We start from the raw sequence: 21,302 nt of genomic DNA, 5'->3' as shown, positions 1-21,302 counted from the left end.
CGCGCGAGCTGTACTGAAGGCGACTTACGGTGACGCCGTGCGACGACATGATCTCGTGGTGATCGGCTCGGGCTCAGGCAACATGGTGGTCTCCGACGAGTTCGCGGACCTCGACGTCGCGATCGTGGAGGCGACGGAGTTCGGCGGGACGTGCCTGAACCGGGGCTGCATCCCCACGAAGATGTTCGCCTACACCGCCGAGGTCGCCGACACGGTCCGCGACTCCGCCACGTGGGACGTCGGTGCCCAGCTCGACGGCATCGCCTGGCCCGCGCTGCGCGACCGCGTGTTCGGCCGGCTCGACCCGATCGCCGCCGAGGGCCGCAAGGGACGCGAGGACAGCGACGTCACGGTCTACGCGGGCGAGGCCAGGTTCACCGGCCCGCACACCCTCGTCGTCGACCTGCACGACGGCGGGTCCGCCGAGATCGAGGCCGACCGCATCGTGATCGCGGCGGGCGCCCGCCCGGTCGTGCCACCGCCGGTGCAGGAGTCGGGCCTGCCCTTCCACACCTCCGACACGGTCATGCGGCTGGACCAGCTCCCCCGTCGCCTGGCGGTACTCGGCGGCGGGTACATCGCCGCGGAGCTCGCCCACGTGTTCCACTCGGCCGGCAGCGAGATCGTCATGATCGACATGGCGGAGGAGCTCCTCGGCCCGCAGGACGAGTCGATCTCGGCGGCGTTCACCGAGATCGCCCGCGAGCGCTACGAGCTCCACCTCGGTCACGAGGTCACCGCGGTCGAGGGTGCGCCGGGGGCGCTCCGGCTCCGGCTCGACGACGACACGGTGATCGAGGCCGACACCCTCCTCGTCGTCATCGGCCGCACCCCGAACGGCGACTCCCTCGACGTCGACGCGGCCGGCCTCGAGACCCACGACGACGGGCGGGTCGCCGTCGACGCCGCCGGACGCACCTCGGTGGACGGCGTCTGGGCGCTCGGGGACGTCAGCTCCCCGGTGCAGCTCAAGCACGTGGCCAACCGCGAGGCCGAGGTGGTCACCCACAACCTCCTGCACCCCGACGACCTCCGCGAGGTCGACCACGACCTCGTCCCGGCCGCGGTGTTCACCAGCCCGCAGATCGGCACGGTCGGGCGCACCGAGGCGCAGTGCCGCGACGAGGGCCTGGACTACGAGGTGGCGCAGGTGGACTTCTCCGACGTCGCCTACGGCTGGGCCATGGAGGACGAGACCGGCTTCTGCAAGGTGCTCGCCGAACGCGGCACCGGGCGGATCCTCGGCGCCCACATCCTCGGCCCGGAGGCCCCGACGCTGATCCAGCCGCTCGCGATGGCGATGACCTTCGACATCGACGCCGCCGCCCTGTCCGGCCGGCCGTACTGGATCCACCCCGCGCTCACCGAGGTCGTCGACAACGCCCTGCGGCAGCTCTCGGCCACCGCGGACGCGAAGCCGGGGTGCGCTCCGCGCAGGTGAGCACTCAGTGGGGTGATAGGCCCTCTGAGTGCTCACCTGCGCAGCACCTGGTGCACCTCCCGCTCGAGCTGCCCCATCTGGTCGCGCTTGGTCGGCTCGGGCAGCTCCGCCGGCGTGCCCTCGCGCTTCCCGCGCAGGCACGTCGTCAGGCGCTCGACCCGACGCAGGATGCCGCGCCGGAAGAGGAACCAGGCGAGGAACCGCGTCGCGAGCGCGGCGACCAGCGCGAGGGCGACCGACACGTAGTCGCGCACCCGGATCGCGTTGATCTCGGCGATCCGGTCGTCGAGCAGGGCCCGCTCCTGGCCCTGGAAGTCGGCCACCTCGGCGCGGATCCGGTCCATCAGCCCCTTGCCGTACTCCAGGTGCCGACGGATCTCGGGGTCGGCCGGGCTGCCGCCGCCCGTCACGAACTGCTGCTGGAAGGACAGGTCGGCCATCTGCTGACCGGTCAGCGTCTCCAGATCCCGCAGGCGCCCGAACATCTCCGTGCGCGGCTCCTGCCCGGGCTCGTCGCCCGCGAGCGCCGTCAGCTCCGCGAACGCGGACGGCAGTTGCTGCGTCGCCTGGGCGAAGGGCTGGAGGAACTCGCCCTGCCCGGTCAGCAGGAAGCCCCGCATCCCCGTCTCGGCGTTGACCATCAGCGACGAGACGTTGCCGAGGGCCGCGGTCATCTCGAACTTCCGCTGGATGTCGGTCTCGATCGCGACCCGCGTCAGGTTGCCGTTGAGCGCCAGCACCGCCGAGATCACGACCGCCACGAGCGGGAGCGCGACGGTGATCCGCCCCTGCACCCGGATCGGGACGCGCTCCCACGCCCGCATCGGTGGCCCGACGAGGGCGCTCAGGAGTCCGGCGCCTCGGGCCACGCCCGGACAGTACGACACCGGTCCCGGCCGGTCGTGTCGACAAACAGCCTTTCCCGACGGCGGGTCATGCCCTACCGCCGGCGGTCCAGCCGGTCGGTGACGGCAGCCGCGAAGTCCGCCGCCGCCCCGGCGACCTCGGCCGGCGCGCGGCCCGCGTCGACCGCGTCCGCCGTCGTCCGCAGCCACCGCACGAGGGGATCGGCCAGCGAGGGGGCCAGGCCGGAGATCCACGCCGAGCTCCGGGCCCGGACCTCGGCGACGTGCTCGCTCGTCCCGTCGTCGTGCCGGGCGACGATCTCCGGCCGCGTCGCGAGGAGTCCCGCGACCTCCCACTCGCCGCCCGGGGTGCGCTCCCGCAGTTCCTCGAGCAGACGCGCGGCGGTCCGCAGCGTGGCGGCGGCCTCCATGAACCCTCCCGTCGTCAGTGACCTGCCGTGAGGGTGCCCGCCAGCGCGTCGTGCCGCTGCTTGCTGTCGGGATTCAGTCCCGTGATGGCGACCTCCGTGCCGCGGGCGGCGTACTTCGTGGTGATCGCGTCGAGCGCGGCGACCGTCGAGGCGTCCCACACGTGGGCCTCGGAGAGATCGATGACCACCCGCGCCGGGTCGTCCGCGTACGCGAACCGGAACGTCAGGTCGTTGCTGGACGCGAAGAACAGCTGACCGCGTACCCGGTAGGTCTTCGTGGTCCCCGCCGCGTCGAGGACACCGTCGACCTCGACGAGGTGCGCCACGCGGCGGGCGAACAGCACAGAGGCGACGAGCACCCCCACCACGACACCGATGGCCAGATTGTCCGTGGTGACCGTGACGACGACCGTCGCGGCCATGACGGCGAGCTCGCTCCACGGCATCCGACGCAGGGTCGCGGGCGCCACGCTGTGCCAGTCGAACGTGCCGACGGCGACCATCACCATCACCGCGACCAGCGCCGCCATCGGGATGCGGGCGACGACGTCGCCGAGGGCCACGACGAGGACCAGCAGGAAGAGCCCGGCGAGGAAGGTCGACATCCGGGTCCGGGCGCCGGACCGGACGTTGATCATCGTCTGGCCGATCATGGCGCAGCCGCCCATGCCCCCGAAGAAGCCGGTGACGACGTTGGCCACGCCCTGACCCCAGGACTCGCGCGTCTTGTCGGAGTGGGTGTCGGTGATCGAGTCGACCAGCTTCGCCGTCATGAGCGACTCCATGAGCCCGACCAGCGCCATGCCGAACGCGTAGGGCGCGATGATCGCCAGCGTGGTGCCCGTGAACGGGACGGCGGGGAGGCCGAGCACCGGGAGGCTGTCCGGCAGCGCGCCCTGGTCGCCGACCGTGGGGACGGCGATCCCGAAGCCGAGGGTCACCACGGTGAGCACCACGATCGCGACGAGCGGGGCCGGCACCGCGGTGGTCACCCGCGGGAGCACGTTCATGACGACGAGCCCGGCCGCGGCCAGGGCGTACACCGGCCACGGGACGCCGACGAGGTAGGGCAGCTGCGCGACGAAGATCAGGATCGCCAGGGCGTTGACGAACCCGACCATCACCATGCGGGGCAGGAACCGCATCAGCCGGGCGACGCCGCAGAGCGCGAGCACGACCTGGATGACCCCGGCCAGGATCACCGTCGCGAACAGGTACTCGACGCCGTGCTGGCGGACCAGCGGCGCGATCACGAGCGCCACGGCACCGGTCGCCGCCGAGATCATCGCCGGCCGACCGCCCACCACGGCGATGGTGACGGCCATCGTGAACGAGGCGAACAGCCCGACCCGCGGGTCGACCCCGGCGATGATCGAGAACGAGATGGCCTCGGGGATGAGCGCGAGCGCCACGACGAGGCCCGCGAGGACCTCGGTGCGGACCCGGCGCACCGTGGGCGGGCGCCAGGCCGCCCACCGGTCGCGCAGGGGAGGACGGACGGAGACAGGAGACGACATCGGCACTTTCCGAGGGGGAGCGGAGACGCCGCCAACTCTACGGTGACGTGAGAGTCGAGATCGGGCGTCTGTGAGTTCACCCCGTTGTGAGCCCTCGTACAGTGGCCGACGATGCGCGAGGACCTGATGCAGATCGGCACCGTGGCCGAGCGCATCGGCCTGTCCCTGCGGACGATCCGCTACTACGAGGAGGTCGGGCTCGTCGTGCCGGCGGGTCGCTCCCCCGGCGGCTTCCGGCTCTACTCGGAGGACAACGTCACCCAGCTCCGGCTGATCATGCGGATGAAGCCGCTCGACTTCTCCCTGGAGCAGATGCGGGACCTGCTCGACGCGGTCGCGGAGCTCGCCGCGGACCCGACGCCGGAGCGCGGTGCCGCGCTGACCGCCCGCATCGCGGGACACCGCGCGGCGGTGCAGGAGAAGGTGGGGGCGCTGCGCGAACGGCTGCGTCGCGCCGAGGAGTTCGCGGACCTGCTCGGGTCGCCGTCACGCCTGCCGGGCGCGGCGGACGTGCCGTAACTTCACCGACGCCCGAGGGTCCCACCGCACCGCAGGAGCCGACGCGTGTCCGAGCCGTTCCACCCCGACCTGCCCGACCGCCCGCCGCACACCCGGGTCCACCTCGTGCGCTCGGCCGAGCTGACCGGCGACACCGCGCAGTCCGGCGGGATGCGCCGCCTCGAGGCGGTCAGCGGGAAGTCCGTCGGGTCGTCGGCGCTGTGGACCGGCGAGACCCACGTCGCCCCCGACACCGCGTCGTCGGACCACCACCACGGCGAGTCCGAGACCTCGATCTACGTCGTGTCCGGCCGCCCGCGGTTCGTCTTCCACGACGGCGAGGGCGAGGTCGTGCTCCAGACCGAGCCCGGCGACTACGTCTACGTCCCGCCGTGGGTGCCCCACCGCGAGGAGAACCCCGACCCGGAGCACCCGGCGGTCGTGGTCATCTCCCGCACCACGCAGGAGGCCATCGTCGTCAACCTGCCCGCGCTCACGCCGCTGGAGTCCTAGACCCGGAGGTCCCGACGGCGGGTCCGCGGACCCGCCGTCGGGAAGGGGCTCACTCCGCGAGCTTGGCGATCCCCTGGGCCCAGAGGAAGTACTTGTTGGTGCCCAGGTCGCGCACGGTCTTGATGTTGAAGGCGTCCTTGAGGTGCTGCGCGTCGGCCTCGGAGACGCCCTGCAGCGCCTCGACCGGGGCGTCGGCGATCTCGTTGATGTCCTTGGACTCCCAGGCCTTGTCGACCTTGTCCGCGATGCCTGCCATGGTCCTCCCTCAACGTGGCACGGCGGGTCCGTGCCCGTTGCGGCTGTACCCGACGGCGGTCACGGTGATGTATCGCGTGCGGCCCCGTCGAGGAGCGGCTGCAGCTCGGCGACGACCGCGTCGAGCGGGGCCGCGCTGCCCTCCACCCGGCACAGCACGATCGCGCCCTCGATCGACGCGAGCACCAGCGCGGCGAGCGCGGACGCCCGGGTGTCGGGGACCCCCTGGGCGAGGAGGCCGGCGCGGAGTTCGGCGGTCCAGCGGTCGGTGATCGAGCGGACCAGGTCGAGGAGCTCGGGCTCGTCGGCGGGGTGGTCGACCGCGACGGCCACCAGCGGGCAGCCCGCCCGGTGGTCGGTGGCGACGAGCCGGGACCGCCACAGCGAGGCGAAGCGCCGCAGGAGCGCCGACGGGGAGTCGGCGGTGTCCGCGTAGTCGTGCAGCAGCGTCGAGACGGAGTCGCCCGCGCGGGTCACCGCGGCGGCGAGGAGTTCGCGCCGCCCGCCCGGGAAGTGGTGGTAGACCGAGCCGCGCGGGGCGCTGCTGTGGGCGAGGACGGCGTCGATGGTGGTGGCGGCCGTGCCGTACTCGCGCAGCAGGACGGCGGCGCTGTCCACCATGCGGTCCCGGGTCGACCCGACGCGGTCCTGAGTCTTCGGCATCGTGCCTCCCTCGACGCGGTCGAGGTTATGCCCTGATGTCCCCTCCGACGGCGGTTCCCGCGCGGCGAGGTGCACACCAGGCACGGAGTTGGGCCATCTGGCCTGCACCATGTCGCCCTCGGGACGACCGCACGGCCCACCCCCGCGCCGAGGTGCACACCAGGCAGGCTGCTCGGCCCTCGGGCCTGCCTCATGGACACCTCGCGGCGACCGGACGCCGTGGCAGGCTCACGCCGTGACCGACGACGACGCGCCCATCGTGCTCACCGACATGGTGGCCGAGTTCCGCGGCCCGACCTGGACGCTGTCGAACTTCGCGGAGCACCCGATGGACATCGACGGCCACCGCTATGCGACCGTCGAGCACTACTTCCAGGCGATGAAGGCCGTCTCCGCGGAGGACCACGACTGCATCCGGGACGCGGCGACCCCGGACGAGGCGAAACGGCTCGGCCGCGAGGTCGACCTGGTCCCCGACTGGCGCGACCGCCGGACGGACGTGATGCGCCGCGCGCTCGCCGCGAAGTTCACGCCCGACTCCGAGGCCGGGCGGTTCCTGCTCGCGACCGGCGAGGCCACCCTGATCGAGGGCAACGACTGGGGCGACCAGCTGTGGGGCGTCAGCGACGGGCGCGGCCGCAACCTGTTGGGCGTCCTGCTGATGGAACGACGGGGTGCGCTCCGCGCCCGTGAGTAGTAATCCGTGCCCCGGCACGGATGACTACTCACGGGGCGGAGCCACCCCCGGGTGGCCGCGGCGCATCGATCCGGAACCCCACGCCGAGCAGCCGGATCACCAGGCAGGCCCCGGCGCCGACGAACACCCAGAGCAGGCCACCGGCCCCGAAGCGGGCCGGGATCACGACGAACGCGGCCCCGACCAGGGCGGGGATCGCGTACAGCTCGCTCGACAGCACGCTCGGCACCCGGCGCACGAGCACGTCGCGCAGGGTGCCGCCCCCGACCGCGGTGATCGTGCCCAGGAGCACCGCCTGCCCGACGCCCGCGCCGAGCTCGACCGCGCGGGCGGCCCCGGTCACCGCGAAGAGACTCAGGCCCAGGGCGTCGAAGACCGTGATCGACCGCGCGAGCCGTTCGAGCTGACGGCTCAGGGCGAAGGCCACCAGCCCACCGGCCGCAGCGACGACGAGGTAGCGCCAGTCGCTGAACGTCGCCGGCGGGAGCGCCCCCAGCAGGATGTCGCGGAGGATGCCGCCGCCCAGCGCGGTGATCATGCCCAGCACCACGACCCCGACGATGTCCAGCCGCGCGGCCCGGACCGCCGTCAACGCCCCGTTCAACGCAAAGGCGAAGGTGCCCAGGAGGTCGAGGACGAGCGCCGTCGTCACGGACGCAGTCCTGTGTCGGCCGTGCTCACCACGCCGGCAGCGTGGGGGGCTCCCCCACGATCCGCAGACCGGGCTCGACCTCCCCGCGGGCGAGGAAGGGCAGCAGCTCCTCGTAGTACCCCTCGATCCGGTGGACGCCGTCCCCGACGGTCCACTCCTCCCCCTCGCGGGCGACGACCTGCAACCCGGGGCCGGTCGGCTCGGCCCGCATCCGGAGGACCCGCGCCTCGATCGCGTCGACGAGGGCATCGGGCGCGGCCTCGTGCCACTCCCACGTCGTCGACAGGTCGTGGTGGTGGACGACCAGCTCGGCGGTTCGCAGCGCCGGGAGCGCGTACACGCTGACCTCGCCGTACGACGGCACCTCGACCGTCTCCTGCTCCGCCCCGTGCCGCAGCCGGGACAGGGCCGCCGACAGCCGTCGGTTCGCCGCGTCCAGGGCGCGGGCCAGCTCCCGCGCCGACGTGGACGCCGCCGTCGGGCGCTCGGACACCGGTCCGACGAGGTCGGCGAGCTCGTGGGCACCCCGGGTCAGGTGGGTGACGAGGTCCGCACGGGTCCAGTCCGCGCAGCCGGTGGGACGGTCGAGCTCGTCGTCGGCGAGGCTCACGACGGTGGCCATCGCCATCCCCGCCTCGCGCTCCATCACCCCCAGGTCGCTGACGACGGAGCGGGCGGTCCTCGTGGGGGCGCTCATGCCGACGACTCCTCCTCGACGTGCAGCCGGGCGAGCTCGGTGCGCGACCGGACGCCGACCTTCGTGTAGATGCGGGTCAGGTGGTACTGGACGGTCTTCGGCGACACCTGCAGCTCGGCCGCCACGTCCTTGTTCGACATGCCGGTGCTGACCAGCCGCACGACGGCCGTCTCCTGCGACGTCAGGCCGTTCGCGTCCCGGCCGGTCCGGCTCTGGTGCACGCCGCCGGCGCGCAGCTCCCGGTCGCAGCGCGCGACGTAGCTGGTCGCGCCCAGGGCGAGGAACAGTTCGCGCGCGGTGGAGAGCACGGTGTCGGCCTCGCGGCGCCGCCCGAGCCGGCGCATCGAGCCGCCGTAGGCGAAGTGGGCGCGGGCGCGGTCCCACCGCAACGACATGCCGTCCAGGGCCCGGATCGCGGTCTCGAACGACTCGCGCGCGGCGTCCGCGTCGCCGTGCGCGGCGTGCAGGCGGCCGCGTGCCCAGGCCAGCCGGGCGCACTCGGCGGCGTTGCCGTGGGCCTCCGCCCGGGACTCGTGCTCGGCGAGGAACGCCTCGGCCTCGTCCAGGTGGCCCTCGAGGACCAGGGCGTTCGCGTAGACGTCGCGCCACGGCCACCAGCCGGGGCGGGCGACCGTGCTGTCGTCGCCGCGGACGGTCAGCGGGCGCAGGGCCCGGACCACGGCGCCGTAGTCGGAGCGGGCCTCGGCCAGCGCCGCGCGGGCCAGCCGGCGCGGCACCGCCATGATCTCGTAGCCCTCGGCGCCCGCGTTCGTGTCGCGCAGGACGCGTTCGGCTCGGTCGGGGTCGCCGCGCAGGCTGTGGATCTGGGCCGCCGTCCAGCCCAGGAGCGGCGTGACGATGGCGATCCCGGACGCCTCGGCCCGGCGCAGGCCGTCGGCGACCACGCGGAGGGCGAGGTCCCAGTCCCCGGCGAGGAAGTGCGCCCGGGCGAGCCAGCCCGCGGCCCACAGCGAGATGCGCGACGAGCCGCCGAGGGTGGTGGTGGGTACGGCGCTCTCCAGGTCCGCCCGGGCCTCGTCGAGGTTCCCGACGACGAGGTGGAGCCAGCCGTGCCCCATGGTGATCCGCTGGACCTGCGGTCCGCGGAGGACCTGGACGGCCAGGTCGCGGTACTCCCCCAGCGCCTCCTCGGGACGGCCGGAGGCCGCCGTGCCGAGCCCGCGCATGGCCAGGGCCTCGACGGCGGCCGGGTGCTCGGCGCCGACGAGCGCGGTGGCCCGGTCCGCCCACGCGACGAGATCGGCGCCGTCCCCGCAGCACAGGGCGTGCAGCACGCGCCGTTGGCAGATCCACGCCGCGGTGTCCGGGTCGGTGGCCTCGTCGCGGAGTTCCCAGGCGCGGGTCAGCGCCCGCTCCGCCTGGGCGGTCCGCCCGAGCAGGATGGCGAGGTAGCCCAGCACCGAGTTCCGGATCGCGGTGTCGAGCAGGTTCTCGACGGCGGGGATGAGGGCCTCGGCCTCGACGACCGCGCCCGCTCCGATCAGCGCGTCCACCGCGCGGATGAGCAGGAGCTCGCGGTCCTCGGGCCGGCCGGTCAGCCGGCTCGCCTCGAGCAGGGCGTACGCCGCGTCGGACCAGGCACCGTCACCCGCCTTCCGCGTCGCCAGCTCGTCGAGCCGGTCCGCCAGCCCGTCGTCCTGCCCCGGCGTGGCCGCGGCGAGCAGGGTCAACCGGCGCTGCGGGTCGGCGACCACCGCGGCCGCCCGCCGTCGGATGCCCGCGGCGCGGTGCGGTCCGACGAGGTCGAGCACCGCGGCCCGGATCATCGGGTCGCCCGGGCCGACGACCGGCAGTGAGCGTCCGCCGAACCGGACGACCAGACCCCGGTGCGCCGCCTCGCTCAACGGCTCGAGGACGTCGTCGAGCTCCGCGGTGCGCGCGACCTCGTCCAGGCCCACCGGCTCCGCGAAGCACGCGACGGTCTCGACGAGGGTCCGCGCGTCCGCTCCCAGTCCGGCGATCTGCTCCCCGACCCGCACCGCGATCTCGCGTGGCGCGGGCAACCGCAGGTCCGGGGTGTCCCACCCGTCGAGCTCGTCGAGGAGCGCGAGGACGTGGCGGGGGTTGCCCAGCGTGTGCCGGGTCAGGCGTTGGACCGACCACGGCGGGAGCGGGCGCCCCTGCTCGGTGCACAGCTCCTCGACCTCGTGCGCCGACAGCGGCCCCAGGGTCAGCGACAGCTCGGCCGCGCGCCGCATCGGGTCGGCGAGCTCCGGACGCGCCCCGCCCGGCGTGGCCGCGAGCAGGACGACGACGGGCGTGCCGCGGTGGTGACGGGCGAGGGTCGAGAGCGCCCGGAACGACGGCAGGTCGCACCAGTGCGCGTCGTCGACGACGACGACCGCGGGGCGGTCGCCCACGTGGTCGGCGAGGCGGCCGGCCGCGGCGAACGGGTCGTCCCCGGCCAGGTCGCCGACCGCGACCCCGAGCAGCTGGGCGACCACGGCGTAGGGCTGGTCCTGCTCCCAGTCGACGGCGGTCGCCGCGAGCCGGACCCGGTCCGTCCCGGCCACCACCTCCCGCAGCAGCCGGCTCTTGCCCGCGCCGATCCCGCCGTCGAGCAGGACCGGACCGCCGCCGTCCGCGAGGACGTCGAGCAGGGCCCGACGGATCTCCTTGCGGTCGCGCGCGACGGGGTCCGGTCCGGTGGTCACCGCGGTCAGCCGAGGTCCCCGCCGGCCACCGGCAGGACCGACCCGGTGATGTACGACGCCTCGGGCGAGGCCAGGAAGCAGATGGCCGCGGCCTGCTCGTCCCGCGTGCCGTAGCGCTTCATGAGCGACGAGTCCTTCGTCTGGTCGACGATGCCCTGGTACCACTCCCGTTCCTGGTCGGACGCCGGGCCGGGGCCCCGCGGGGTCTTCCGCTCGGGCGCGTCGGTCCCGCCGGGCGCGGTGGCCGTGACGCGGATGCCGTGCGGCGCGAGCTCGAGCGCCAGCGCCGAGGTGATGGCGTTGACCCCGCCCTTCGCCGCGGCGTAGGGCACGCGGTGGATGCCGCGGGTGGCCACCGAGGAGACGTTGACGATCGTCCCCGCTCCCCGCTCGACCATGTGCGGCGCGACCGCCCGGCAGCCCCACAGGGTGGGCCACAACGACCGCTGGATCTCCGCCTGGATCTCCTCGGGCGGGTAGTGCTCGAAGGGCTTCGCCCAGATCGTCCCGCCGACGGTGTGGATCGCGACGTCCACCCGTCCGAACTGCTCGATCGCCGCGTCGACCACGGCCTGCGCACCCTCGAACGTCTCGAGGTCGGCCAGCACCGCGACGGCGTCGCCGACACCGGGGCTGCGGTCCTCCACGAGTTCCGCCGCCAGCTCCTTGACGGTGTCCGCGCGGTCGGCGAGCACCAGCAGGCCGCCCTCGGCGTGGATGCGGCGGGCCGTGGTCTCGCCGATGCCCTGCCCCGCGCCGGTGACGACGACGACCTGGTCGGCGAAGCGACCCGGCGTCACGAACCGGGGGCGGCGGGAGGCCCGCCGCTCGTTCATCGCCCGCCGCGTGGTGGCCTTGGACCGCTCGGCGTGTTCGGAGAACAGCCGGCGCGCCTCCTCGCGGTCGCCGGACTCCATCGCGTCGACGATGTCGAGGTGGTCCTGGGCGCACCGTGGGTCGCACCAGGTCGCGGAGCGCAGCGACTCCTCCATGTGCCCCTTCACGCCGAGGTCCTGGTAGGCGTGCAGCAGGTGGCTGTTGCCGGTCAGCGTGAACAGGTAGTCGTGGAACGCGGCGTTCGACTCGGTGTAGGCGTGCGCGTCGGTGAACCGCTCGTTCTCGACGTCGACCCAGGGCACCGTCGACTCCGCGAGCACGCGGTACCCCGCGATCTGCCGCGAGGTGACCCGCCCGATCGTCAGCTCCAGGGCGCCCAGTTCCAGGGCCCGGCGCGCGTCGAAGATGGCGTCCGAGACCTGGATCGACGGGTGCTGCTCGCCGATCTCGTAGCCGTCGGTCGTCACCGTCCCCGGCACCGAGACGGCCTCCGGCTCCGGGGTGCGCGGCGCGACCAGCGGCTCGATCCCGCCGGACACGAAGACGTCCTGCCCGAGGACGCCGCGGGCGTCCGCGGCGACGAGCAGGCCGTCGTCGTCGGTCACCCGACCGTCCCCGTCGTCGCGAGCCGGGAGCACGACCCGGCCGAGGACGCTCCGGGGCAGGTCCTCGACGGGGCTCCCGTCCGGGAGGTCGGACGCGGCGGCCACCCGGGCGTCCGCGCCGAGGGGCGTGAGCCCGGTGCGCGGCAGCATCGTCCGCCCGTCGAGCTCGCGCCCCTCACCGCTCTCCAGCAGCCCGGCCGACGGCTCCTGGTCGAGGACGACGGGAGCGGGGGTCGGGCGGTCGTCGGCCTCCTCGGCCGCGCCCTCCACCGTCCCGACGTCGGGGGTGGTCGCGTCGGTCTCGGGCTCGGCACCCTCGAGGTCGGCCGCGGCGTCCTGTTCGGAGTCCGGCTTCGCCGCCAGCGCGAACTTCTCGTAGTAGAAGCCGGCCGGCTCGAACCCGCGCTCGGCGTGGTCGCGCCGGACGGCGTCGACCATCGGCGGGGGCCCGCACAGGTAGACCGAGGCCTCGCCGTCGTGCAGGTGTCCCGGCTCGGTGTGGGCCGTGACGTAGCCCTGCCGCTCGGCCGTGGTGTCCTCGGCGGCGACGGTGTGCACCCAGGTGAAGTTCTCCAGGGACTCCTCGAGTCCGCGCAGGGTCTCGAGCTCGACGACGTCGTCGTCGGTGGTCGCCCCGTAGATCAGGTGTGCGGGGCGCGTGCTGCCGGTCGCCCGGAGCCGCCGCAGGATCGACAGAATCGGGGCGAGCCCGGTGCCGCCCGCGAGCAGCAGCAGCGGCGACTCGGACTCCCGCAGGAAGAAGCTGCCGTGTGGCCCGGTGAACTGCAGCGAGTCGCCGACCGACGCCCACTGGTCGAGGTACTCGGACATGACCCCGCCCGGCGAGAGCTTGATCAGGAAGCTGAGTGGCCCGTCGTCGGGACCGGAGGAGAACGAGTACGAGCGGGTCTGGTCGGTGCCCGGCACGGCGATGTTGACGTACTGCCCGGGCAGGAAGACGAGCTTCTCCCGGTCCTCGCAGTCGAGCGTCAACGACACCGTCGTCTCCGAGAGCCGCTCGATCTCGGCGATGGTCGCGGTGAAGCTCCCGGCGCTGGTCCGCGCGACGGCGGACGTGGTCGGGATCTGCACGACGAGGTCCGACTTCGGCGTCAGGCTGCAGGTCAGGACGTAGCCCGCGGCCTCCTCGTCGGGGGCCAGCGCGTCCTCGACGTAGTCGTCCATCTCGGCCCGGCCGGACTCGAGGAAGGACTTGCAGGTACCGCAGGCGCCGTCACTGCAGTCGACCGGGATGTTGATCTTCGAGCGATAGGCCGCGTCCATCACGGTCTGCCCCTCGCGGCACGTCACGAAGCGGGTGACACCGTCCTCGAAGGCGAGGGCGACGTCGAAGCTCGTCGTCATGACCCCTCCTCAGAAGTGGTAGATGTCGACGACGTGGTGGATGAAGTCGTTCTTCAGCACCACGGTCTTGCGCCGGATCAGCGGCGACGGGCCGGAGAAGTCGATCGTGTAGAACGACGTGCCGTAGTACGGGTCGACCGTCTTGTACCGGAAGTACATGGTGTGCCAGTTGAAGCGCACGTCGACCAGGTCGCCGGTCCGCTCGATCACCTCGACGTTCGAGATGTTGTGGCTGGTGCGCGGCTCCGGGATCGACGTCGCACTGGAACGCTCGGTGCGGATGCGGAACACCCGGTCCTCGAGCCCGCCCTTGTTCGGGTAGTAGATCAGCGAGATCTCGCGCTGCGGGTCCTGGGTGAGCGTGTCGTCGTCGTCCCAGCACGGCAGCCAGTACACGACGTCGTCGGCGTAGCACTCGAGCCAGCGCTCGAACTCGCGGTCGTCGAGATAGCGCGCCTCGCGGTAGAGGAACTGCTCGATGAGGTTCTGCGTGATGAGGGCGTTCCCGCTCCCCGGGGTGTCCGCGTCGCGGCCGTTCTCGACGGCCTTCTCGGTGGTCGTCATGATCAGGCCTCCTTCTCGGTCTGAGAGGGTCGAGCTCCCCTATCGGCGTGCTCCCCTCGATGCTGCGTCTCCCGCCCGAGCGCCGCGCGCATCGTCTCGAGCCAGTAGCCGTGCTGGACCGGGTAGAGGCCCTCGTCCTCGTTCTTCGCGCCCGAGGAGATGACGCCGTCCATGCCGAGCGACCGCGCGACCTCGTCGGGACCGTCGATCCAGTGCTGCACCCCGCGGGTCATGTCGTTCCAGGGCGCGGTGGTGGCCCGGAACGTCAGCTGGCAGGCGCGGAACTCCTCGAGGTCGTCCGGCGTGGCCATGCCCGAGGCGTTGAAGAAGTCCTCGTACTGCCGGATCCGGTTCGCCCGGGCCTCGTCGCTCTCGCCCTTCGGCGCGATGCAGTAGATGGTGACCTCGGTCTGGTTCGGCGCGATCGGGCGGAAGTGCCGGATCTGCGTCGAGAACTGGTCCATCAGGTAGACGTTCGGGTAGAGGCACAGATTGCGGGAGCCGCGCACCATGAAGTCGCCGGTCGCGTCGCCGAACTGCTCCTTGAGGCTGTCGATCTCGCTGTAGAGCGGCTGGTCCTCGGGGTTGGCCTTCCAGGTCCACAGGCACAGGTGGCCGTTCGGGTAGGACCAGTAGCCGCCGCCGGACTTGCCCCAGCCCCCGGCGTCGAGGGCCTTGGTCTCGTTCTTCGACTCGCCGCTCTGGCGACGCGAGGTGGTGGCGGCGTAGTTCCAGTGCAGCGCGGTCACGTGGTAGCCGTCGGCGCCGTTCTCGGCCTGGACCTTCCAGTTCCCGTCGAAGGTGTAGGTCGAGGAGCCGCGCAGCACCTCGAGGCCCTCGGGCGACTGGTCGACGAGCATGTCGATGATCTCGGTGGTGTCCCCGAGGTGCTCGTCCAGGGAGACGACGTCGGGGTTCAGGCTGCCGAACAGGAACCCGCGGTAGCTCTCGAAGACCGGCACCTTCACGAGGTTGTGCGAGCCGTTGGTGTTGAAGTTCTCCGGGTAGCCGGCGCCCTCCGGGTCCTTGACCTTGAGCAGGGTGCCGTCGTTGCGGTAGGTCCACCCGTGGAACGGACAGGTCAACGTCTTGCGGTTGTCCCGCTTCTTGCGGCAGAGCATCGCCCCGCGGTGCGCGCAGGCGTTGATCAGGCAGTGCAGTGCGCCGTCCTTGTCGCGCGTGATGACGATCGGCTGCCGGCCGATGGAGGTGGTGAAGTAGTCCCCGGGCTCCGCGACCTGGCTCTCGTGGGCGAGGTAGACCCAGTTCCCCTCGAAGATGTGCTTCATCTCGAGTTCGAAGATCTCCTCGTCGGTGAAGATCCGACGGTTGGCCTTCACCACCCCGGCCTCGCGGTCGTCCACGACCGCGTCGGAGAGGACCTGCTCGGCTCGTTCGAGGCTCTGCGTCATCGCGTCCTCCAGATGGTGGGGTGGTGTGTCACCACCGTCCCCCGCCATGGCACACGACGCACCGGCCAGATACCTAGTCCTGACCTAGGTCTTGTGCCCCCGGAGCACGCCGCCGGGGCCTACCGTGCCGCTGTGCCGAACGAGTTCCGCCGGCTCGCCCTGCCGCGCGCACTCGCCTGCTCCCGACGTCGAGGCCCTGCTGCGCGACCTCCGGCGCTTCCGCCGCCAGGGGTTCGCGATCAACGACGGGCGCACCGAGGCGGGGCTGACCGGGATCGGCGTCGCCGTCCCGGGGCCGGGTGGGGCCGCCCTGTCGATCGCCCTGCCGACCGCCCGCTTCCGGCGTGACCGGCTCGCGGAGTGGGTCGCCGCCCTGACCTCGGCCGCGGAACGGATCGCGGGCGAGCCGGGGTGACCCTCCTCCCCCACCTGGCAGCGGTGCGTCGTTGCCGTCGTCCGGTGACAGCAACGACGCGTTCCTGCCACGAGGGGTCAGCGGATCCAGCGCTCCGAGATCGCGTCGAGGCGGGCCAGCACGTCGCGCTCCGGGCCCGGGTCGACCCAGAAGGTGATCCGGTCGACGCCCACGTCCTCGTAGCCCGCCGGGTCGAGGGTGTCGGCGTCGGCCCCGAACACGGTGAACGGCACGTCGGGGCGGCCCTCGTCGGTGAGCCAGTCGCGGACCGTGCGGTAGGAACCGGCGTCACCGCTGTCGGGGAGCCAGCCCTGCCCGTGGTCGCGCAGGCGGCGCAGGGCGGCGTCGCTGTCACCGCCGACGTACACCGGCGGGGGCGTCTGCACCGGCTTCGGCCAGCACCAGATGGGGTCGAAGTCGACGTACTCGCCGTGGAACTCCGCCTCGTCGTCGGCCCAGATGCGGGCCATCGCGGCGAGCTTCTCGTCGAGGATGCGCCCGCGCCTGCGGGGGTCGATCCCGTGGTCCGCCGCCTCCTCGCGGTTCCATCCCGCGCCGACGCCGAAGAGCGCCCGGCCGCCCGACACGAGGTCGAGGCTCGCGACCTGCTTCGCCGTGTGGAAGACGTCGCGCTCCGCGGGCAGGGCCACCCCCGTCCCCAGCGTCAGGCGCGTGGTCGTCGCCGCGACCACCGACAGCGTCACGAAGACGTCGATGGTGCGGGAGAAGTGGCGCGGCAGCTCACCGCCACCCGGCGCCGGGCTCTCCCGGCGGGCGGGGATGTGCGAGTGCTCCGGCACGAACAGCGACTCGAACCCCCGCTCCTCGAGCGCCGGCCCGACGACCGCAGGAGCGATGGTCTCGTCGGTGGCGAACAGCACGACCCCGTACTTCACCCGGTCATGATCGCCGTGCGGTCCCCGGAGCGCCAGCGTCCGGACGGACCGGCTCAGGCCGACGCGGCCCCGGGCGTGGCCACGCCACGGTGACGGCACAGCCGTGACCAGCGGACGGCGCTGACCGACCGCTGCCAGTCGGCGGCCAGCTCCCCCTCCGCGGTCTCGCTGCCGATCCCTGCGGGGCCCTCGGCGAGCCACTCGGTCAGGGCGCGGTACTCGTCGTCACGCACGGGCGCATGCGTTCCCCGTCGACCCGCGACCGAAACCCCGTCAGAGGACGATCTCGCCGTACATCTCGCCGAGCGGGTCGGCGATGAGCTCGATGCGGGCGCCGTCGGGGTCGCGGAAGTAGATGGACACCCCGCTGTGCACGACGTGCTCCACCCCGGCGTCGGTCAGCGCCCCGCGCAGCTGCTCCCAGCGCTGCGGGTCGACCGAGATGGCCACGTGGTGCAGGCCGCCCAGCACCTCGGCGTACGGCCCGAGATCGAGGCCGGGGAAGTCGAAGAACGCCAGCAGGTTCTGGTTGCCGATGTCGAAGAAGAAGTGCGACGACCCCGGGTAGTCCCGGTTCTCGATCAGCTCGGTCAGCGGGAACCCGAGGACGCCCTGGTAGAACTCGATCGTCCGCCGGACGTCCGAGGACACCAGCGCGGTGTGGTGGAGCCCCCGTGCGCTCGAGGCGGGCCGCTCCTCGGCCGGCGCGAGGAACTCCGCCCGCAGGGCGGCGCGGTCGGCGGCGATGTCGTGCGTGGTGCTCATGCGGTTCTCCCCAGCTCGGCGACACCGGCTCCAACTCGTTCAATCGTCAACCAATTCCCGACGACGGGCGGCGCGGCGGTTCGAAGATCTCGACCTGTGTGGCGACGCGCCCGAGCTGCGAGGAGACACGCCCCACGAGTTCGGATCTTGGTCGGACATGGGTCCGCGGACGGTCGGGCTGCGTCGGAACCCATGTGGAGAGCGGACGTGGTGCGGCGTGGTTGTGGGACCGGATCCGGGACCAGGACGGGGTGTTCGCCGTCGAGCAGGCGAAGGAGGCCGGGTACAGCCGAACGATGATCGCCGCCCGGGTGGCACGCGGGGAGTGGGTGCGCGTGACGTCGGGGGTGCTGCGGTCGGCCAAGCACGCCGACACCCCGCGGTCCCGGATCCGCGCGGCGATGCTCTCGGTCGGTCCGGGCGCCACGCTCGTGGGCGGGTCGGCGGCGTTCTGGTGGCGGATGACCGACGTGGCGCCGGCCGAGGTGCAGATCGCGGTGACGCCCCCGGCGCAGCCGCGACCTCGGGCGGGGGTGCGGATCGTGCGTCGGGCGGTGGCACCCGAGGACCGGGTGGTGGTGCACGGCGTCGCGGTGACGAAGAAGGCCGTCACCGTGCTCACCGCGGTGGCGGCCCTCGGGCTCGTCGCCGGGGCGCACCTGATGGACCGGGTCCTGCTGGCCGGGACGGTCGGGCTCGACGCGCTGCGCGGGGCCCACCTGCGCAGCTCCGGGCGTCGCGGCGCGGGCGTGTGCGCCGTGTTGCTGCACCTGGCCGGGGGCGGCGCCCGCTCCGAGGCCGAACGGGTCGCGCACCGGGTCCTGGCGGACGCGGGGATCGTCGGGTGGGTGGCCGATCTCGACGTGCTGCTGCCCGGCTACGGACGGGCGGTGCTCGATCTGGCGTTCCGCGAGGACCGGGTGCTCGTCGAGATCGACGGATGGGCGTACCACCGGGATCTCCGGGCCTTCCTACGCGACAGCGCCCGCCAGAACGCCCTCGTGCTGCAGGGCTGGGTGGTGATCCGCACGAACTGGTTCGAACTCACCGGGTCGCCCGGGACGTTCCGCGCGAACGTCGCCGGCGCGCTGGCCGAGCGCCGCCGGAGCGGGCTCTGACGACGCCGACGGGAACCACCCCGTCGAGACCGCGTTCGTCGGAGGCGGTTCCGGCGTCGTGGCCGCCGGCCACGGAGCGGTGTGCCCGCTCGACACCCGTTCTTCTGCATCAAGATCCCGAACGTCGTGGCGACGCGCCCGGGCTGCGGGAAGACACGCCCCACGAGTTCGGATCTTGAGAAGCGGTTCGGTCGGCGGACGGCGCGGCTGCACGGGAGTCCGCGGTCGGCGGCCCGGGGGGCGTGGCCGTCGGGCGGACCTTCCCGACGACGGATGATCGGTTCGCCCACGGGGCGGGACGGGGTCATGCTGGACGGTCCGAGACCGACGGAGGTGGGCCCGTGACCCACGAACCCGAACCAGAACCCGAGCGGCAGGGCCCCGGGCCCGAGCTGTCGGACGCCGTCGAGGACGCGCTGCGCCCGGCGACGCACGACGCGGTGATGGCCGTGTGGCAGCGCGTCGTCCTGGGCCGTCTCGACCGGGGGCAACCGGTCGGCGAGGAGGAGGAGATCCTGCGCCGGCTCTACGAGGGCGAGCGACCCGAACGGCCCGAGCAGTCCGAGCGCTCCGAAGACCCGCCCCCCGACCAGTGATCAGTCGTCGTCGCCCCCGGGGCCCGCCGTCGTGATCGGCTCCGGCGAGTCCCCGGCGAGCAGGAGCTGCGGGACCTGGGTGAACGACCAGCCGTCGCCCTGCGCCCGGAGGATCCACACGACGTCGAACCGGTCCCCCGGCCACACCGCGGGCGGGGTGGGCGCGACCGTCCCGAGCGCGGCGACGATCCCCGGGATGTCCTGGTGCTGCCACGCGACCAACGGCGCGCCACCGGCGGCCACGAGGGCGGCGGCGATCCCGGCGTGGTCGGACTTCCGGATCGTCGCGGACACCGGCAGCCGCAGGGTGGCCGAGACCTCGGTGAGGGTCTGTTCCGGACGGCGGCTGCCGTCGCTCCCCGGGTCCGACGCCAGCAGGGCGGTCGGCCGCACGAGGCCCGCCCGGACCGGGCCGACGAGCGGGGCGAACAGCGTGGCGAGGGCACCGGCCCGCGACCAGCCCCGGGCGGTCAGGCCCTCCTCGTCCGCGGAGCCGTCGGCATCGACGCCCTTCGTCGACCCGGCCGGCTTCTCGGCGTGCCGCACGATCATGATCGTCGTCCCGGGGCGGGGTGCGCCCACGGTCGCCGACGCGACGGCGGCCTCGGCGTGGTGGTGCCCCGAGGAGCAGGCGGCGAGGGCCGGCACGGCGAGGCCGGCGGCGAGGACGCCCAGCGCGGCACGGCGGGAGCGGAGGGGTGCGGCGTCGGGAGGCACCCGCGCAGCATCCCCGGCCCGTCGTCGGGACGGCGTTCACGTCCCCCTGCGCGCCCCCACGGCGTCGAGCCACCACGCGACGACGTCGCCCTTCGTGTGCCCGGAGTAGGCGGACATCCCGGCCGGGGCCGGCGCCATGGCGCGGCGCAGCCCGTCGGCGAGGTCGTCGACGTCACCGGGGGCGGTGAGCACCACCTGCGGGTGGTCGCCGAGGTCGGGAGCGAGGCCGGTCTCGGTGGTGGTGACCACCCGGCAGCCGTGGGCGAGCCCCTCCACCAGCGGCAGCCCGATCTGCTCCCGCCACCCCGGCCGCCGCACCGACGGCATGGCGACGACGGCGGCGGTGCGCAGGAGGGCGTGCACCTCGGCGCGCGGTGGGGCGACCCGCACCGTGACGCCCGTCGGCAGACCGTCGTGCTCGCGCGCGCCCTCCGGGTCCGCGACCAGCAGCCGCCAGCCCCGGTCCGTCGCGCCGCTGAGCTCCCACGCCGCCATCAGCGAGCCGAAGCCCTTCCGCTCGCTCGGCGTCCCGAGGAACAGCACCGTGGGCTCGCGCTCGCCGGCGCCGTCCACCGGTCCGCACACGCTGCACGGACCCAAGCGCGGCGGGAGGACGGCGTGCCGGGTCCGCCGGAGCGCCCACCCGAAGGCCCGGCGATGGTTCTCCGCCGCGCCCGTCGTCCCGAAGACGACCGCGTCGAGCAGCAGCATCGAGGCCCCCGTCGCGAGGAGCCGGAGCCGGGACACGACGGGCCCGAGGAGGGGCCGGTCCGGGAACCGGCGGAGCCGGTCGTGGGCGTCGAGGTTCTCGATGGCGTAGGTGGCGACCGCGACCCGGCGTCGGGACCGGGGGAAGCGGGGTCGCAGGAGCCGGGCGAGCACGGCGTAGCGCAGCGCCCGGACCCACTCCGCGGTCCAGAGGGGCTCGGCGACCTCGAGGAGCTCGAGCTCCGGGTCGCGCAGGGCGCGCACCAGCGCGGGCCAGGAGAACGGCCGCACGTCGCGGTGCGCGTAGAGAGAGACGTCGGTGTCGTCGCGTTCCGAGGTGAACAGCAGCGCCTGGTCCGGAGGCATCTCCTCGACGACGGAGCTGCGCAGGTGCGGGACGATCCGCAGGGTCCGCACGCG

At 73.4% G+C, this 21,302-nt stretch carries 23 protein-coding genes; 7 read left to right on the top strand and 16 right to left on the bottom strand.

All coding sequences use genetic code 11. The annotated features are described in order from the left end of the window. The first annotated feature begins 37 nt into the window (after positions 1-37). Positions 38-1,441: a mycothione reductase gene (locus BJ983_RS29100; RefSeq protein ID WP_179797007.1), complete on the top strand. Its 1,404-nt coding sequence runs from the start codon at positions 38-40 to the stop codon at positions 1,439-1,441. Positions 1,442-1,473: 32 nt separating this feature from the next. Here BJ983_RS29100 and BJ983_RS29095 read toward each other — a convergent pair whose 3' ends face one another. The 3 genes from BJ983_RS29095 to BJ983_RS29085 all read right to left on the bottom strand — a co-directional run bounded on the left by BJ983_RS29095 (position 1,474) and on the right by BJ983_RS29085 (position 4,234). Continuing rightward, the gene (locus BJ983_RS29095; protein ID WP_179797006.1) at positions 1,474-2,310 is read right to left on the bottom strand and encodes a CHASE3 domain-containing protein; all 837 of its coding nucleotides are present in this window, start codon (positions 2,308-2,310) and stop codon (positions 1,474-1,476) included. A gap of 71 nt (positions 2,311-2,381) precedes the next feature. After that, positions 2,382-2,717 (bottom strand): hypothetical protein, encoded by a 336-nt coding sequence (locus BJ983_RS29090; protein ID WP_179797005.1) that lies wholly within the window; start codon positions 2,715-2,717, stop codon positions 2,382-2,384. 14 nt (positions 2,718-2,731) lie between these two features. Beyond that, positions 2,732-4,234: a SulP family inorganic anion transporter gene (locus BJ983_RS29085; RefSeq protein WP_179797004.1), complete on the bottom strand. Its 1,503-nt coding sequence runs from the start codon at positions 4,232-4,234 to the stop codon at positions 2,732-2,734. 111 nt (positions 4,235-4,345) lie between these two features. Here BJ983_RS29085 and BJ983_RS29080 point away from each other — a divergent pair, with 111 nt between their 5' ends. Further along, positions 4,346-4,753 (top strand): MerR family transcriptional regulator, encoded by a 408-nt coding sequence (locus BJ983_RS29080; RefSeq protein ID WP_179797003.1) that lies wholly within the window; start codon positions 4,346-4,348, stop codon positions 4,751-4,753. Positions 4,754-4,798: 45 nt separating this feature from the next. Continuing rightward, complete coding sequence (locus BJ983_RS29075) at positions 4,799-5,245, top strand: cupin domain-containing protein (protein WP_179797002.1); 447 nt, start codon at positions 4,799-4,801, stop codon at positions 5,243-5,245. Between the two features lie 49 nt (positions 5,246-5,294). Here BJ983_RS29075 and BJ983_RS29070 read toward each other — a convergent pair whose 3' ends face one another. Beyond that, entirely contained in the window at positions 5,295-5,501 is a 207-nt protein-coding gene (locus BJ983_RS29070; RefSeq protein ID WP_179797001.1) for a hypothetical protein, read from the bottom strand. A gap of 59 nt (positions 5,502-5,560) precedes the next feature. Then, entirely contained in the window at positions 5,561-6,163 is a 603-nt protein-coding gene (locus BJ983_RS29065) for a TetR/AcrR family transcriptional regulator (RefSeq protein WP_218890538.1), read from the bottom strand. Between the two features lie 235 nt (positions 6,164-6,398). Here BJ983_RS29065 and ybiA point away from each other — a divergent pair, with 235 nt between their 5' ends. Beyond that, positions 6,399-6,860, top strand: coding sequence for a riboflavin biosynthesis intermediates N-glycosidase (gene ybiA / locus BJ983_RS29060; protein WP_218890537.1), 462 nt, complete (start codon positions 6,399-6,401; stop codon positions 6,858-6,860). A gap of 28 nt (positions 6,861-6,888) precedes the next feature. Here ybiA and BJ983_RS29055 read toward each other — a convergent pair whose 3' ends face one another. The 6 genes from BJ983_RS29055 to benA are packed head-to-tail and all read right to left on the bottom strand — an operon-like array spanning position 6,889 to position 15,667. Further along, on the bottom strand, positions 6,889-7,512 hold the full coding sequence (locus tag BJ983_RS29055) for a TRIC cation channel family protein (protein ID WP_179797000.1): 624 nt from the start codon (positions 7,510-7,512) through the stop codon (positions 6,889-6,891). A gap of 25 nt (positions 7,513-7,537) precedes the next feature. After that, a complete protein-coding gene (locus tag BJ983_RS29050; RefSeq protein ID WP_179796999.1) occupies positions 7,538-8,209 on the bottom strand; it encodes a maleylpyruvate isomerase family mycothiol-dependent enzyme in 672 nt (223 codons plus the stop codon). Further along, on the bottom strand, positions 8,206-10,884 hold the full coding sequence (locus BJ983_RS29045; protein ID WP_179796998.1) for a LuxR C-terminal-related transcriptional regulator: 2,679 nt from the start codon (positions 10,882-10,884) through the stop codon (positions 8,206-8,208). The genes BJ983_RS29050 and BJ983_RS29045 overlap by 4 nt, the downstream gene beginning before the upstream one ends. Positions 10,885-10,889: 5 nt before the next feature. Further along, positions 10,890-13,691, bottom strand: coding sequence for a benzoate 1,2-dioxygenase electron transfer component BenC (gene benC / locus BJ983_RS31950; RefSeq protein WP_179796997.1), 2,802 nt, complete (start codon positions 13,689-13,691; stop codon positions 10,890-10,892). Positions 13,692-13,700: 9 nt separating this feature from the next. Next, entirely contained in the window at positions 13,701-14,255 is a 555-nt protein-coding gene (benB, locus tag BJ983_RS29035) for a benzoate 1,2-dioxygenase small subunit (protein WP_218890536.1), read from the bottom strand. A 2-nt stretch (positions 14,256-14,257) separates the two neighbouring features. Next, positions 14,258-15,667, bottom strand: a complete 1,410-nt coding sequence (gene benA, locus BJ983_RS29030; protein WP_179796996.1) for a benzoate 1,2-dioxygenase large subunit — start codon at positions 15,665-15,667, stop codon at positions 14,258-14,260. A gap of 124 nt (positions 15,668-15,791) precedes the next feature. On the opposite strand from benA, the gene BJ983_RS29025 reads away from it, so the two are divergent. Beyond that, the gene (locus tag BJ983_RS29025) at positions 15,792-16,082 is read left to right on the top strand and encodes an IclR family transcriptional regulator domain-containing protein (protein WP_343054408.1); all 291 of its coding nucleotides are present in this window, start codon (positions 15,792-15,794) and stop codon (positions 16,080-16,082) included. 77 nt (positions 16,083-16,159) lie between these two features. Here the strand turns inward: BJ983_RS29025 and BJ983_RS29020 are convergent, their stop codons facing one another. From BJ983_RS29020 to BJ983_RS29010, 3 genes are read right to left on the bottom strand one after another with little or no spacing between them, the layout of a single operon-like run. Then, positions 16,160-16,978: a TIGR03619 family F420-dependent LLM class oxidoreductase gene (locus tag BJ983_RS29020; protein ID WP_179796994.1), complete on the bottom strand. Its 819-nt coding sequence runs from the start codon at positions 16,976-16,978 to the stop codon at positions 16,160-16,162. Between the two features lie 53 nt (positions 16,979-17,031). Further along, positions 17,032-17,211 carry a hypothetical protein gene (locus BJ983_RS29015; protein WP_179796993.1) on the bottom strand — a complete coding sequence of 60 codons (180 nt, stop codon included), beginning with the start codon at positions 17,209-17,211 and terminating at the stop codon, positions 17,032-17,034. Positions 17,212-17,251: 40 nt separating this feature from the next. After that, positions 17,252-17,743: a VOC family protein gene (locus BJ983_RS29010; RefSeq protein WP_179796992.1), complete on the bottom strand. Its 492-nt coding sequence runs from the start codon at positions 17,741-17,743 to the stop codon at positions 17,252-17,254. A gap of 194 nt (positions 17,744-17,937) precedes the next feature. On the opposite strand from BJ983_RS29010, the gene BJ983_RS29005 reads away from it, so the two are divergent. Then, positions 17,938-18,861 carry a type IV toxin-antitoxin system AbiEi family antitoxin domain-containing protein gene (locus tag BJ983_RS29005; RefSeq protein ID WP_179796991.1) on the top strand — a complete coding sequence of 308 codons (924 nt, stop codon included), beginning with the start codon at positions 17,938-17,940 and terminating at the stop codon, positions 18,859-18,861. A gap of 341 nt (positions 18,862-19,202) precedes the next feature. Further along, on the top strand, positions 19,203-19,457 hold the full coding sequence (locus BJ983_RS29000; protein ID WP_179796990.1) for a hypothetical protein: 255 nt from the start codon (positions 19,203-19,205) through the stop codon (positions 19,455-19,457). Here BJ983_RS29000 and BJ983_RS28995 read toward each other — a convergent pair whose 3' ends face one another. Further along, positions 19,458-20,174, bottom strand: coding sequence for a hypothetical protein (locus BJ983_RS28995; RefSeq protein ID WP_179796989.1), 717 nt, complete (start codon positions 20,172-20,174; stop codon positions 19,458-19,460). Between the two features lie 36 nt (positions 20,175-20,210). Then, on the bottom strand, positions 20,211-21,299 hold the full coding sequence (locus BJ983_RS28990) for a glycosyltransferase (protein WP_179796988.1): 1,089 nt from the start codon (positions 21,297-21,299) through the stop codon (positions 20,211-20,213). Positions 21,300-21,302: the final 3 nt, after the last annotated feature.

It is taken from the genome of Actinomycetospora corticicola, assembly GCF_013409505.1.
Classification (GTDB): domain Bacteria; phylum Actinomycetota; class Actinomycetes; order Mycobacteriales; family Pseudonocardiaceae; genus Actinomycetospora; species Actinomycetospora corticicola.
Note: the sequence above shows the minus strand (reverse complement) of the source record. Positions and strands in the feature narration are given on the sequence as shown.